Annotated in this window: 13 protein-coding genes; 2 read left to right on the top strand and 11 right to left on the bottom strand. The window is 61.6% G+C overall.

Features of this window, described 5'->3' with window-relative positions; translation table 11 throughout:
- Position 1 precedes the first annotated feature (1 nt).
- Positions 2-1528, top strand: coding sequence for an ABC transporter substrate-binding protein (locus tag ACLKOZ_RS01795; RefSeq protein WP_436472411.1), 1527 nt, complete (start codon positions 2-4; stop codon positions 1526-1528).
- Positions 1529-3289, top strand: a complete 1761-nt coding sequence (locus ACLKOZ_RS01790; RefSeq protein ID WP_436472410.1) for an ABC transporter permease subunit — start codon at positions 1529-1531, stop codon at positions 3287-3289.
- A gap of 88 nt (positions 3290-3377) precedes the next feature.
- Here the strand turns inward: ACLKOZ_RS01790 and ACLKOZ_RS01785 are convergent, their stop codons facing one another.
- The 11 genes from ACLKOZ_RS01785 to ACLKOZ_RS01735 form a co-directional block, all read right to left on the bottom strand.
- On the bottom strand, positions 3378-3770 hold the full coding sequence (locus tag ACLKOZ_RS01785) for a hypothetical protein (protein ID WP_436472409.1): 393 nt from the start codon (positions 3768-3770) through the stop codon (positions 3378-3380).
- Between the two features lie 191 nt (positions 3771-3961).
- Complete coding sequence (locus ACLKOZ_RS01780; RefSeq protein ID WP_436472408.1) at positions 3962-4291, bottom strand: hypothetical protein; 330 nt, start codon at positions 4289-4291, stop codon at positions 3962-3964.
- A gap of 101 nt (positions 4292-4392) precedes the next feature.
- On the bottom strand, positions 4393-4965 hold the full coding sequence (locus ACLKOZ_RS01775) for an Hpt domain-containing protein (protein WP_436472407.1): 573 nt from the start codon (positions 4963-4965) through the stop codon (positions 4393-4395).
- Between the two features lie 335 nt (positions 4966-5300).
- The gene (locus ACLKOZ_RS01770) at positions 5301-7865 is read right to left on the bottom strand and encodes a LuxR C-terminal-related transcriptional regulator (protein ID WP_436472406.1); all 2565 of its coding nucleotides are present in this window, start codon (positions 7863-7865) and stop codon (positions 5301-5303) included.
- Between the two features lie 407 nt (positions 7866-8272).
- The gene (locus tag ACLKOZ_RS01765; protein ID WP_436472405.1) at positions 8273-8659 is read right to left on the bottom strand and encodes a DUF7507 domain-containing protein; all 387 of its coding nucleotides are present in this window, start codon (positions 8657-8659) and stop codon (positions 8273-8275) included.
- 46 nt (positions 8660-8705) lie between these two features.
- On the bottom strand, positions 8706-9326 hold the full coding sequence (locus ACLKOZ_RS01760) for a signal peptidase I (RefSeq protein WP_436472404.1): 621 nt from the start codon (positions 9324-9326) through the stop codon (positions 8706-8708).
- Complete coding sequence (locus ACLKOZ_RS01755) at positions 9323-9982, bottom strand: hypothetical protein (RefSeq protein WP_436472403.1); 660 nt, start codon at positions 9980-9982, stop codon at positions 9323-9325. Before ACLKOZ_RS01755 ends, ACLKOZ_RS01760 begins: the two co-directional genes overlap by 4 nt.
- Before the next feature lie 11 nt (positions 9983-9993).
- Complete coding sequence (locus ACLKOZ_RS01750) at positions 9994-11283, bottom strand: hypothetical protein (RefSeq protein ID WP_436472402.1); 1290 nt, start codon at positions 11281-11283, stop codon at positions 9994-9996.
- Complete coding sequence (locus ACLKOZ_RS01745) at positions 11276-11914, bottom strand: hypothetical protein (RefSeq protein ID WP_436472401.1); 639 nt, start codon at positions 11912-11914, stop codon at positions 11276-11278. Before ACLKOZ_RS01745 ends, ACLKOZ_RS01750 begins: the two co-directional genes overlap by 8 nt.
- The gene (locus ACLKOZ_RS01740) at positions 11911-12510 is read right to left on the bottom strand and encodes a SipW-dependent-type signal peptide-containing protein (protein ID WP_436472400.1); all 600 of its coding nucleotides are present in this window, start codon (positions 12508-12510) and stop codon (positions 11911-11913) included. The genes ACLKOZ_RS01745 and ACLKOZ_RS01740 overlap by 4 nt, the downstream gene beginning before the upstream one ends.
- Positions 12507-13124 (bottom strand): hypothetical protein, encoded by a 618-nt coding sequence (locus ACLKOZ_RS01735; protein WP_337348371.1) that lies wholly within the window; start codon positions 13122-13124, stop codon positions 12507-12509. Before ACLKOZ_RS01735 ends, ACLKOZ_RS01740 begins: the two co-directional genes overlap by 4 nt.
- Positions 13125-13200 lie beyond the last annotated feature (76 nt).

Raw genomic sequence — 13200 nt, 5'->3', positions numbered from 1 at the left:
CATGGCTCTTTCACGCCCAAAAACAGCCGCCACGATACTCCTTGCGTCCGTGATGGCGGCTGGCCTAAGCGGATGCTTCGCTCCAGGCAATGCCCAGCCGGGAGCAAACGCGGATGCTCGCATCAAGGTGGCAATGCTGCAGCCGCCGCGTTCGGGGCTCACTCCCCTCAGTGACGATGCTTTCAAGCTTTCGCGCTGGAAGACCGCGGAAACCTTGATTGTGCTTGACTCCCTTGGCGACGCGCAGCCGTCGTTGTCGACGGCTTGGAACCAGTTGGACAGCAAGAACTGGCGGTTTGAGCTTCGTTCGGGCGTAAAGTTCCACGATGGAACGTCCCTGACGGCTGAGCAGGTTGCAGCTTCCCTGACGGCGGCGGCCAACGCGAGTCCCAAGCCCAGAATCCTCGACGGCGTCCAGCTGACGGTCAGGACGGACGGCGGGAACGCCGTGGTCGTCACGACCCAAAATGAGGACCCGCTCATCCCGCAGCGGCTCTCGAGCCCCCAGCTGGCCATCCTTGCCGCCTCCGCCTATAAGCCCGGAGGCGTAGTGAGCCCCATTAATGCCGGGACCGGGCCATACGTCCTCGCAGCCGCGGAGGGGACCACCTCCGCGACCCTCAACCGCTTCGACGGCTATTGGGGAGAGAAGGCTGCAAGCAGCGGCGTCGATGTCCAATATGTCCCCGATGGTACAGCCCGCGCGGCAGCACTCAGGACGGGTAACGCCGACGTCGTCGAAGCCATCCCCGTGGGACAGGTGGCGCAAATTGACGCACAACTCATCCATGAGGTGCCGATGCCGCGGACGAACACCCTGTACTTGAATTCTGAAGCCGGACCGTTCGCGGATCCCGCGGTCAGGGCTGCAGCACGCGAGGCCATTGAGCGTGCCCAAATCATCGAGCGTGTCTATGAAGGCCGGGCGGACCTTGCTGAAGGGCTCCTCGGACCGGCCCTCCCCTGGGCAGCCGAAGAACGCAAGAACGCTTCCTATGCCGAGGCGCTGAAGAAGCGAGCCTCGGCCGGCCCCGCCAACGGTATCCGCATCAAGCTGGGCACCTTCACCGACCGGGCCGAACTCCCCGAAGTCGCCGTCCAGCTTGAACAACAGCTCGAGGCCGCAGGCTTCATCGTCGAACAGGACGTTCGCGAATACCAGCACATCGAAGCGGACGCCATCGCCGGCAAGTTCGACGCCTTCATCCTCTCCCGCGCCACGGTGCTGGACTCAGGTGACCCTGTGGCCTACATGTTCAGCGATTTCGCGTGCAAAGGTTCCTTCAACATCTCCCAATTCTGCGATGCCGACGTCGATGCGGCGCTGACAAAGGCGGCGGCCGTCCCCGCCGGACCTGAGCGGCGGGCTGCCATCGCGGCGGCCGAGGCGCTGATCCTGGCCAATGATGCTGCGGTGCCGCTGCTGCACGAACGGGTCATCCAGGGTGAGTCTGCCAGGATCCGCGACGTTGAACGGGACCCGCGCGAACGCGCTTTGATCACCAGCAGGACAGGAATCTCGAAGTAAATGCCCCGCTCCGCGTTGATCAAGACCGCGCTCTCGCGGGCCCTGGCACTTGTCGCAGTTCTCGCCCTGATCGGGCTCCTCCCGTGGCTTTCAGGGCAGGGCCCCGAATACACCATTCTGCGCGCACGCTACGCGGACCGGGAAGCGACGGAAGAAACGCTGGGAATGATCCGCGCGGAGCTGGGGCTCGACCGGGGACCACTGCACATTCTCCTGACGTGGGCCGGAGGGCTCATGCAAGGCAACCTGGGAACGTCTTGGATTACCAACACCCCGGTCGGTCCCGGAACACTCCAGAGCCTCGGTGTTTCCCTGACCCTGATGACCTGCGCTGTTCTGGTGGCGGGCGTTGTCGCGGCGCTGCTGTGCATCCCTTCGGTGTTCCGAGGCCTCAGGGGCACTCCTGGGAATGGAGCCGGCGCGGTTGCCGCGGCGCTGACCGCACTCCCGGAGTTCCTGCTGGCCGCCATGCTGCTCGTGGTTGGTGCCATCTGGTTGAAATGGTTCCCGCCTTACGGCTGGGAAGGGCTGCACTATGCGGTGCTTCCTGCACTTTCCCTGGGCCTTCCGGCAGGTGGACTGATCGGTCGCCTGCTGTCCGATGCCATCACCTTGGCGTTCGCCGAAAAATGGGTGGGCACCTGGGCTATGGCAGGTGCCGGTCGGGGCAAGCTCACCTCCGCTGTGCTTCGCCGCGCAACGCCCTCCGTGATGAGCCAGATTGGCCTTGTCCTTATCGGCCTCACAGGCGGCGCGGTGGCCGTGGAAAAGGTGTTCGCAATACCAGGGCTTGGCCGTGCCGTTTTGGGGGCGGCAAGCGCCCAGGACATCCCGGCGCTGCAGGCAGGAGTGCTGGCTCTCCTGCTTCTGGCAGTTGTTTTCGGCTCCATCGCGGCCATAGTGCGGCAGCTGCTGATAGGAGCTTCCCTCCGGTCCGGGACGATGCCCGTCCCGGACGCTCCACGGAATTCACGACGACGGGATGCGGCTGTGCCGCTCGTTGCGGCCGGGGCGCTGCTCCTCATCGTAGGCGCCGGACTACTGCGGGATCCTTTCACCTCGAACCATGCAAGGCTTGCTGGCCCGAGCCTGGCGTTGCCGTTTGGCGCGGACGCCAGCGGACGGGATCTCCTCGCCCGGGTGGGACACGGCGCATTGTCCACCTTGGGAACATCGCTGCTGGTGGTCCTCACCTGCCTGGCCATCGGAGTCCTCATTGGGCTCTTCCCGCTCGCGGCAACAGGACCCCTGGAGGTTACCAATGCCGCCCCGCCGATTCTCGCTGGCCTGGTTGTCGCTGTAATCACCGGTCCGTCGGCACATGGTGCGGCCCTGGCGGTCACCCTGGTGAGCTGGGCACCTTTGGCGGCGCACACGGCGGCCTTGGTGCAAGAGGCCAGGGCCAAGCCGTATGTGGGGATCCTTCCGGTCTTAGGCGTCGGGCGGGGCCGGGTCCTTTGGCGCTATGTCCTGCCGGCGGTCCTGGGGCCAGTGTTTCGGCATGCAATGCTTCGGATACCCGGAACGGCGTTGGCGCTTGCGTCGCTGGGTTTCCTTGGATTGGGCGCACACCAGCCCACCCCAGAATGGGGTCTTGTCCTTGCCGAGGGAATTAACTACGTTGAACGTGCGCCCTGGGCCGTCGCCGCGCCCGCATCTGCGCTGATCCTCGCCTCGATTCTGGCAGTCTCCTTGTCCAGCATGAACTGGACCCGTACGAAAAGCCCTGCGGGGCACAGCACCGTGCCTGCTACCACCTAATTCAGAGGTTTCGGCCACTCAATCTGGTCCGTGGAACCACCTAGGGGCGGCTGGGAGCAATATTGTGCATTCAGAAGGCCGCGGCTCGTTACTGCGTGGCCGGGAAGAGCCGCCGGCCTGTAGGAAGTAACCCCGCAATGTCCCACTTGCCCTGGAGACTGATCCACCCGGCCACTATCGGCGTCGTGCTAACAGCGAGCACAGCTGCACCACCCACCTCAGATTTCACCACGACGGTCAGGCACAGCAACAAGACGAGGGTGATCCCCATCAGGGCTATCAGTGCGGCACTGAGCCGGTCCGAAACGTCAGGTTTCCGGAATTCGCGAGTGAGCCAAATGAATGCTGCGAATACGATGGCCGTAGCCGCGAGGACCATCCCGGCGATGGCCAATGTCTGGCCCGGTGACAGTGGCCTTCCCACTGCGATCGCGGTGAGCACCATCCCCGGCACCGCACAGCTGGTCAGTTGCCAGGCCACCCACGCAACTCGACATTTGATTTTCCGATTTGCCTGAGGCAGCCGCTGCCGCCGGAAATGCGAAAGGTTCCGGCGTGCACGAATGATCTGCTGTTCGACGGCGACCTTGCCTTGAAGGCGAATTCGTGCCGCGGCATCCACTGTGACCACACAGTTGCTGGCAACAAACGCCAATACGGCGATGAGTGATGCTAGTCCGGAAAGCCGGAGACAATTTGGGTAACAGCTGCATATGTGCCCGTGATCACGCTGGCAAAAGCACCTGTCAGCACGATGTATCCCAACAATTCCCGCCGCGCGATCTCCTCCACGGAGTTCTCAGGGTCCGTCTGGTACGTTCGCGCCAGTACCTGAACGCCGATCGCGACGGCGCTCAGGCCCGAAAGGATTCCGATGGTGTCGGAGATGGCCCGGGGGCGAAGGAATGAAGCAGGCCTCGTATCGGGAGCGGCCAGGTTGTTCCATTGCAGCCAGTCGCCCCAGAGGAGGAAGCAGGCAAAAAGTACCCCTGAAATCAGCATGGATGAGAACGTGTGTTCCGAAAGGTTTAACCATTTCCAGACAGATCTCAGTCTTCGGCGAAACGCTCTATAGCCCCTGGGGGCCTGAATTCTCCGGGGGTTCATCGGATGACGCGAACTCGGACGCCGGCCGCCTTCTCCACGATCCGGCGCGGCAGCGGGCCGTGCAGCTTCAACCACAGAATGCAACCGTCCACGGTAACGGCGTCGACTTCGCCGTAGTCAGTGACGCCATCCGGAGACTGGATCTCAACCGTCTTGCCTGCCAATTCTGTCCAGTCGGTGTCGTCTAGGTAATTGGATGCCCCAAGGGAGTATTCGCGGCTAATCTGTTTCATCGTGGCCGTTCCACATATCTCGAGATCTTGCAGGAGCTCTTCTGCAGCACGAAGTCGTCCGTCCCGCAGCGCGCGCTCTGCCGTCAGGGCCAGTTCCGCAAGTTGCATGGCTCCGATCATTTGGCTGGCTGACTTGAGGCTTAGCACCGCGTCCATGGCGCCGGTGGCATCCCCTGCTCGGATGGCCTCCACCAATCGTTGATGCCGGACAGGCCACAGCCGGTGGTTGAGACGAATGTACGTTGCATACGCCTCGGGGTCCTCAAGCTCCTGCTCGAGTGCGTCGAGGACGTCACGGGAAACCAGGGGAACTTCGTTCCCGTCAAATGTGGGCATGGGTATGCCCATCTGGTCTGGGCGTAATAGATCCGCCGTGGCAACTACAGCTACACGTCTCGCATGCAGCGTGGTTGGCGTCCCGGCAGTCCAAAGTCATGTACGGACCTGTACCCCAAGAACGAAAGAGGCGGAACAATCCGCCGAAGAGTTTGGTCATAAGGGTCTCCCATGTGCACGTTCGAGGAACTTGGCGTCTTGGCGAGAATAGGGTCCCGAAGTCGGCACTGGGTGTCTGCAAGCCTTGAATCATGTGGGATTTGCACCGGAATTGAGTGGTCCTTGCCCGGCGACCTGAGTGCTGGCCGCAATAACCGGATCTCCCCGGCGCTTGGTCAACTCCGCGAGCTGCGTACGAATTCGTAGAGGTCTTTGCGCGAGAACGTCCCGGACTTCCTCAGCGCCTTGGAGATGTGGTTTTCGACCGTTCTGGTGCTGATCCCCAGCCGGCTGGCGATCTCGGGGTTGGTTTGACTGCCCGCGAGGACCGCAATCTCCGTCTCGCGGGGGGAGAGCGGCTGCGGCTCATCCACTGACGTACTGAGTGTCAGATGTTGTCCGGGCAAGGGGAAGCGAACCTCGAAAGCCCGGGATATCTGCTGAATCATTCCCGCGGCATCGTGGTCCCGTTCGAGGAGCCGACGTTTGAATGAACCTTTGAGCAGCATGCCGACCGAGAAGAGGTCGGAGTCGGGTTCATATTGGTCAAGGAGGATCCCCAGCAGTTGGTAGTCGCCGTCGATGGCTGCAGCGGCAATGGCCAGGAGTTGGTCATGTGAGGTGACCCCGGCACCGCTGAGCAGGCTTTGCAACTTGTCCAGGACGCGTTGCCCGGGAAGCAGGCACAGCATGAAAAGGGCCGAGTAGACAGCCTCCGTGATGTAGCCGTGGTCAAGTTGGTGTTCAAGAAGGGTGACGGCCTTTTCATCGAAGGTGGCAGCGTCGTCGTATTGCTGCGAGAAGAGCTCGTAGACGCCCTTCCCGATTCCTGGCAGAGGCCCGACGTCGGCGACGTCCTTGCGTGCCTGTGCTCCCAAGGAAACGACTTTCCGTCCTGCACCTGTTGGCGCCTGAAGCCCGGCGATTCTCAGCATTGCATCGTGAAGCGAGTTGACCAAGAAGCCGGGACGTCCCAACGCGAAAACGCTGCTCATCATGTAATGAGCCTCCACGCTGAACCCTCTCCGCATCAGTGCGAGCGCGGCGACGTAGCTGCTCGCCACGAACCCGAACTGGTTCAATGACTGCTGGGCGGTGGCGCGCTGCACCAGGGAAAAATTCAGTGCTTCATCCGAACGCCCGGCAACCAGGAGGGCAAGTCCGCGAACGAACGGCTCAACGTTGGCCACCAGGTCAAATCCTTCCGCCGAATCAAGGGCGACGAGTGCTGCCTGGGCGTCAAAACGGTAGAGCTCCAGCATCCCGCGGATGACGGGCAAGACGCCGCTCGTGTGTTGGCTGCTCGTCAGTCCGCTCAATATCTCGTCCAGGTTGGGCGGCATGCGGTCATAGGACGCGTTCAGAAACGCTGCGAACCCTTCTGCTTCAGCCTGCCAATCAGGGTGTGTTCTTCCGAACTCGCAGATCATGCCGGTGGCGGCCGAAAGGCCAGCGCCAGAAGCGATGGCCCAGAGGGCACGTGTCATCGTGAAGAAGAAGCACTCAGCCGGGTCAGAACCCACTGTCTCGGTGTTGTTGAATACTTCCTCGATGCGTTCGGGGTCGATCGGTCCGCCCCAGTAGAACTTGAGGAACTCAGCCGCGTTGGACAGGGTTTTCTCGGCCTTCCACACCGCATAATGGGCTTCCTCGAGCACTTGAAGCTGGTCCTGGAAATGCTGCGCTGCGGCTGCACCCCCGGTGCCGGCTTCCCGTGTTAGCTCATCGACCATCCCGGCAAGCTGTGGGGCTAGTTGGCCACTTGCTGGGGCTCGCTGCAGTGGGGAGTCCACCACCCGCGCAATGCGGTCGACAAGCACCCTGCGCGAGGAAAGGACGTGGTGGTCCAAGAAGTAATCGACAATGACAGGAGGACTTACAGCCACACAGACGTCTTTGTTGGCGTCTTCCATGACCGCAATCAGACCACGCCGCTCGAGGCTGTCCAGAACGTCAGGGTCCATGGTCTGCCGCAGGCACTCCATGGGCCTGGTTCCCAACAGTGACAGGGTGTGCAACGCCGTTAGTTCGTCCGGTCCGAGGCCGTACGGGAAGGACTCCACGGTGCTGTTGAGATGCTCGTTCCAGAGCGTATGACCGGCCATGCGCCATTTTCCATCGGAGAGGACGAGGAGCCTGCTCAGGACCGCGCTTTGGACGAGCCTGACCACAAGCCGCGGGTTGCCGGCAGACTTCATCAGGATGTGCGCAGTGGAATCGACATCAGGCGGCGCTGCCAGGGTATCTGTGACAAGTTTGTCCACTTGGTCGTAGCGAAGGGGGTTTAGCCGGATCTGCGCCTCCGGCCAACGGTCGGGAGTGAACACGTCCGAACGCGAATAGAGGCTGGAGTCGCCCATAGTCATCACCAACGGCCGCTGGGTCCGCTTTTGAACGATGTCTACGATCGCGAGTGATTCGTTGTCGAGCAAATCGATATCGTCAACAACAATGACTTTTGTGCCCCGCTGGGCAAGTCTTTCCGACAGTACATCCGCTATGCCCAGAGGTCCGTTGAGCCGGGCGCGCATATCCAATCCAAGGTGCCCGACACCCGCCAATGGACTTTTTTGGAGGAGCCGTGCGCCGAAGAGTGGGTAGACCTCAGCACCGGTCTTTTCAAGTTCTGTGATGATCGTTTGGGCCACGGTGGAGCGGCCGCTTCCTACTCCCCCTACGATGCGCACACTGATGCCTCGGGCCGCGTATTCAAGCGCACGGCGGGTTTCTTCCTTGAACACCTGGAACTCCTCATTTCACGTGATGCCACATTGAAGCCCAGAGGCACAACGATGCAAGGGTCTGGCCGTTTGCAATGCCTATGTGACCGGACAAGGTGCGGCCGGCCACCAGCAGGTGACCGGCCGCATGCCTGCCGGGTCTCAGTCGACAGGCTTAGCCCGTGCCCCACGTTCCGGGGGGAAATAGCGGGGCACTCCTTCAAGGACACTGGGGTCCTCAGCAAAAACGCTATGGCCAAAAAAGACGGCTAAGTGGTCATGTCACCGGAAATGAGTGGTGTAATCCTGCAATTAGGTGCTCGCATGCTGCCGGACCGGGGAACCCTGCTCATTCCCTGCGTAGATCCGAGCCATTAATGCGTGCGGTTAGAAGGTTGCTTAGGATTCCTTAGTGAAATTTCGGCTATTCAAAACTTGAAACGGACAGTTGCGTCGCATTCATCGCGGTGATTCCCGGAATTAGACCTCGCCCTGACTTGCATGGCGCTCACAATCTTCCCTCCCTCGGCTACATCCGTATACGTGACCACATAGGTGAAACCAAACTTCGCGCTCTTCCCGGGCGACAAGGAAGGGATTCGCAAGTCCTCGGAGACCGGCACAGTTGCGTACGACAGTTTCCCCGAGACTGCGTCGGTCAGGAAACCGTGCATCAGGGACACATCTGCGAGCGTCTCTTCGGAGTTGTTCAGAATCCACGCGGTGAAGAAGATGGTGTCACCGCACGAGGCCAACGACCTGTCCGCGTATTGGACCAACGCAATCGAAGACCGATCTGTGACGGAAGTGACCATGCGTCGCCTCCCGTGGCCGAGGGTACTCCGCGATCTGGCAATCCAGTCAGGAATGCTTTCCATGGGTCGCTCCGTCGCGAGCCTTTTGTCCACCCTTCGATCGCACCGGATCAAGAACGAACAGGGCGAGGACAAGCAAGCCGGCAGCAAGGGCAAAGATCATTCCGTCTTGGGACTGAAGGAAGCTGGCAAGGTAGCCGAGGCCGACGATGTGCCACACATATTTGCCGGCGGTTTGCACAGTGTAGGGTTCGGGATCTTCTTGGGCGTTGGCGTCGCCCTTGAGTGTCAGCTCATAGACCCCGGACGCTGGCTCGACGGACTTGACCACGCGGTGTGTAACCAGCCCGAGGTTACGCGGCCGTTCGACCGTCGCAATCGAACCCTCCTTGAGTTCACCTGCGGAGACCTGGGCGGAGAAGACCACTGAGCCAACGGGGATTGTGGGTTCCATCGATCCCGAGACGACCACAAGCGGACGCACACCGAAGAGAAGCGACACCGCGAAAGCAGCGATACATGCGACGCCGACCACGGCACCCAGCGACAAGATCCCGGAACGGAGGAAGGCGTAGATCCGCACCGCAGGATGCAGTTGGGGCCGAGTGGCTTTTTCAGTAGCGTCGTCCTCCAAGTCCTCCTTCCAGAATTCAGGCGGGAGGCTCACGGAGCCACCGATGTTGCGTCGAAGTGCACCGCGATAGCAGCCTGCCCACCGTTGTAATTCTCGACGCCGGGAGCATCCAGATACGTAATGGTCAGGTTCAGTTTCTTCTCAGCCCCATCTGCCGCGCGAGTGTATCTGTCGCCCTGGTTAAGGACCGCACCCCATCGGGGCTCCAGCACCCCGAGGGCCCCTTTCGCCTGATCCCACGGGACATTGGAGAAGATGGCCTTGCCACCCTCATCCGTTGCGGTGAAACGCAGGAAGGGCAGGATGTTCGGAATTCCCGCTGCAACTGTCCCGTCGCCGTTCCGAAGAACAATCTTGAAAGTAGTGTCCGCTTTGAGGTTCGACGTGTTGTTGAAGACAGGGATGGTGGTTGCCACTGACTTGCCAGGTACCAGGGCAGCCGCTCCCGCCACAGCCCAATCAAAGCCAGCAGCGGTGTCAGCCTGTTCCACGGTGCCGTTGTCCCGCACGACCCCGATATCAAACTCCGGGGACTCGATCAGGCTGTCGCCGATAATGTTCAGCCGTGCGAAGTCAGTCATGGCTGCACTAGTGCCGGCCATGGTGGCTGCAAGGAGAACTCCTGCGGTGAGGACCAGCCTGATTCGACCTGTACGCGGAACGGCCCATCGCTGCTGGATTCGAGTCATTGTCAGCTTCCTCATTTCGCCACCATTCCGAGGTTCCACGAGACCTGGCGGGTTGTGTTGATTTGTCCAGTGGGCAATCCGATTGATCCCTGCGGGTTGTAGCCCCTGCCCCAGAACGTCCCGTCAGATTTCTGCCAGAGGTAGAAGCCCTGGCCCGATCCGTACTGGACCACATTGGTATCGATTCGCGTTGGGGCCTGCGGGAACCGCCCATAGTCATCGCTTGCTCCGTAGCCCCAGAGCTCTCCGACGTTGTTCATCATGGCAACGCCAGTGAACCCGAACTGCATAGATGTGATGTTGGAGAGAGCCGGGACCAGCCCGGGTTCACGAGGCGTCGGGGTCGATCCCCTGCCGGTTCGTGTGTAGTCCGATCCCCAACTGACTACCTGGCCATTGGACAGGAGCGCCGCACCCATGCCGATACCGCCGTCGACCGCCACGATAAACGGCGCACCTGACGAGACGTTGCGGCGGAACCAGGGGGCGAGTGCACTGACGAGGCGCGGACTGGCATCGACGTTGGGCATGAGTGACGGCAGACTATTCCCGCCGCCGCCACCCCAGTAGTACACTTCCCCGTTCTCCAGGATCACGAAGAAGTTGGTGTAGGCGCCCTTCAGGTAGGCAGGGCGGTTGCCCGGAACAGAGGGGTCAGGAAGTCCGATCAGTTGGCTTGCGCCGGCCGCGGCGTTTCCGCCATACCCGGTTGGAAAGCCCCAGTGCCATATGGTGCCATCGCTGCGAATGCCGGCGCCGGCGTACTCCGTGGACGAGATCTTGGTGATCTTATCCAGAACCACGCCCGCACCGTTCCAAGCGCTGTTGATACGGACTTGCTTGGCGTTCCCGTTGGGCTTCGCGGCGTCTGTACCGTCCCGATTGTTAATTGATCCCCAGCCCCATACAGTGCCGTCCTTGTCAAGCGCGTTGGCGTTGTAGATCTGACCGGTCACCTGACGCGCGGCGCCTTCCGGGATGCCCGCCACCTTCTGTGGCGGTTTCTGCCATCCAGAGGTGGGGACATCACCGTTGATTTCGTAGTACGTGAGGCCCCAGACATACACATTTCCGTCATTTCCGACGCCCAGCCCGGTGTCGACCATGCGTGCGTTCGCGATACCTGCCATCAACGGAGGCCCTGCGTTCACAGGAATTGCCGCGGAACGGGCATGCGTGCGGTCTTTGTACGCTGCACTGGTTGCTGTTGGCAGCTGTGCAGCACCGACAGACGCTGCCAGCCCCAGCAGGCCTGCAGCAGCCAGGTAGGTCCGGCGCGGAATCATTGGTGGCTTACTCATGAGCGGGGTTCTTTCGACGAATGAGGAGGAAACCAGCGCCAACAGCAAGCAGGACCGCTGCCGTGGCAGCCACAGGAAGCAAGTTGTTCAGGCCGGTGTAAGCGAGACCAGGACCGGCAGCCGGCTTGTCCGGCACCGGGTCGACGGGAGCGACGACAGGCCGATCGGCCATCGAGACGAATCGGAACTTCAGCATGCCGCCTGCGCCTTGGTAGGCGTTGCCGGCCGCCCGCGGCAGGGTGACAGTGCCGGTGAGGTTGTAGGAGGGCCCGCCCTGGAGCTCCGGCAACGCCAGCGACCGGCCGAGAACCGCTCCTATCGGTACCCGATCAACCACGGTGGCGCCGTCGGAGGTTTTCACCGTGAGCTCGATCGGCGTCGGGCCCGAGAAAAGGACATCAGACTGTCCGCTGATCTCCAGCCCGAGGGGCAAAGGTGAGTCCACAACACTCCTCACCGACATATTCCAACTCTGTGTCTCCCCTGGTGCAGGAGCATCAATCGCCACGGAAGTGGGCGTTGATTCGATGAGGTCGGCTGGTGTTGCCGATGCACCAGCTGCCTGTACCAGCGCCATAAATAATGCTGTCAAGAGGATGACCAACGCGCGGCCGCTGCGAAGCGCGATCATTTGCTTTCTCCATTGGTGAGGACGCCGAGCTGCGTGGATTTACCGATCACTTGGGTGCCGCTGTTGGCTGGAAGAATTGCCGACAGGCTGATGCGGTGCTCCTGGCCGGGAGCGACGCCCCGGAAAGCCAAGCCCGCCTGGTTGACTTGGTCCGCTGAAGCATTGGCTACTGCTGGCGTGGCCGCTCCGTCAAGATAGACCGTGAACAGCAGCCGGCCGAAAAGATCCTGATTCACGGGATCGGGATCGTAGAGGGAGACGGCCAAGTCTCCGGTGATCCCTGGTTGCCGGTTCGCGACGGTTACGTCGAATTGCACCGGCGTGGTCTCGGAGAAGGCGGTTCCAGCCGATAGCGGAAGTACCACTGCCGCTTGCGGTGTTTCGGCGTCTCGCAGTATGCCGGTACTGTCCTTCACTGCGATGTCGAACCGCTGGGGATTGCCGATACCAGAACCGGGGGCACCGGTTCCGAGATTAAGCCGGGCAACGTCCGTGAAGGCCGCTGCGGTTGCCCCCGCGCCGATGGCCAGGACCAGCGCGCCGGAGGCCAGGGCGAGACGCTTCCGTCCGCTGCCCTTTAGTGTTCCGTGCCTCATGGGGTCACCGCCTCAAAGTTGAACTGGACATCGGTTGAGGCCATCTGCCAACGGTTATCGACGGTCTGGGGCAGTTCAATGCGGACGTCCAAAAGCTTGTATTCGCCGGCAGCCAAAGGCTTCGGCCAGGTGAGTGTGCTGAGCCGGTCTGCGGGAACGTGGTCGAGAAGCACGACACCCTGATCCGCCACGGTGAACACGAGTTGGTCGAATAGCTCGACGTAGGTGCCCGTCTGCGGGTTGGTTTCCGCGCCACGCGGAAGCGGATCCACCAGATTCAGGCTCAGGATTCCCGAGAGCCGCGGGCTGTTGTTCTTGGCGGCGATCCTCAGGTCCAGGACGCTTCCTGGAGCCATGGTGTAGCCGCTCCCGTCCTGAGTCAGGGCAATACGCAGCGCACGGGGATTTGCCTGTTCCCAGTCTGCCTGCGTAGGCAGCCATGAAGGATCGGTCTTCCCTGCCGTCACAATGTCAAAAGTGTTGCGGGAACCGTCGAATGCCACATCAACGTCGGCATAGTCGGTGAAGGAGGCCGCGGTGATCAGGGCCCCCGCCGCAACCAGGGATCCGGTTGCAAGCAATAACCGCAGTCGTCCGCGGCGATGATTCCTCATACTGTGTCCTTCATGGTCCGGGTGTTCCGTGATAGAGACCGGGGCTGGCGGGTCCCCCAAAGATCCCGCCAGCCCC

Source organism: Arthrobacter sp. R4, from assembly GCF_051365025.1.
In the GTDB taxonomy this organism is placed as follows: domain Bacteria; phylum Actinomycetota; class Actinomycetes; order Actinomycetales; family Micrococcaceae; genus Arthrobacter.
Note: the sequence above shows the minus strand (reverse complement) of the source record. Positions and strands in the feature narration are given on the sequence as shown.

Bases quoted from the DNA above. Each gene is read 5' to 3' on its own strand.
- ACLKOZ_RS01795 (WP_436472411.1), top strand. From the start codon at position 2: ATGGCTCTTTCACGCCCAAAAACAGCCGCCACGATACTCCTTGCGTCC.
- ACLKOZ_RS01790 (WP_436472410.1), top strand. From the start codon at position 1,529: ATGCCCCGCTCCGCGTTGATCAAGACCGCGCTCTCGCGGGCCCTGGCA.
- ACLKOZ_RS01780 (WP_436472408.1), bottom strand. From the start codon at position 4,291: ATGCTGATTTCAGGGGTACTTTTTGCCTGCTTCCTCCTCTGGGGCGAC.
- ACLKOZ_RS01775 (WP_436472407.1), bottom strand. From the start codon at position 4,965: ATGCCCACATTTGACGGGAACGAAGTTCCCCTGGTTTCCCGTGACGTC.
- ACLKOZ_RS01765 (WP_436472405.1), bottom strand. From the start codon at position 8,659: ATGGTCACTTCCGTCACAGATCGGTCTTCGATTGCGTTGGTCCAATAC.
- ACLKOZ_RS01755 (WP_436472403.1), bottom strand. From the start codon at position 9,982: ATGACTCGAATCCAGCAGCGATGGGCCGTTCCGCGTACAGGTCGAATC.
- ACLKOZ_RS01750 (WP_436472402.1), bottom strand. From the start codon at position 11,283: ATGAGTAAGCCACCAATGATTCCGCGCCGGACCTACCTGGCTGCTGCA.
- ACLKOZ_RS01745 (WP_436472401.1), bottom strand. From the start codon at position 11,914: ATGATCGCGCTTCGCAGCGGCCGCGCGTTGGTCATCCTCTTGACAGCA.
- ACLKOZ_RS01740 (WP_436472400.1), bottom strand. From the start codon at position 12,510: ATGAGGCACGGAACACTAAAGGGCAGCGGACGGAAGCGTCTCGCCCTG.
- ACLKOZ_RS01735 (WP_337348371.1), bottom strand. From the start codon at position 13,124: ATGAGGAATCATCGCCGCGGACGACTGCGGTTATTGCTTGCAACCGGA.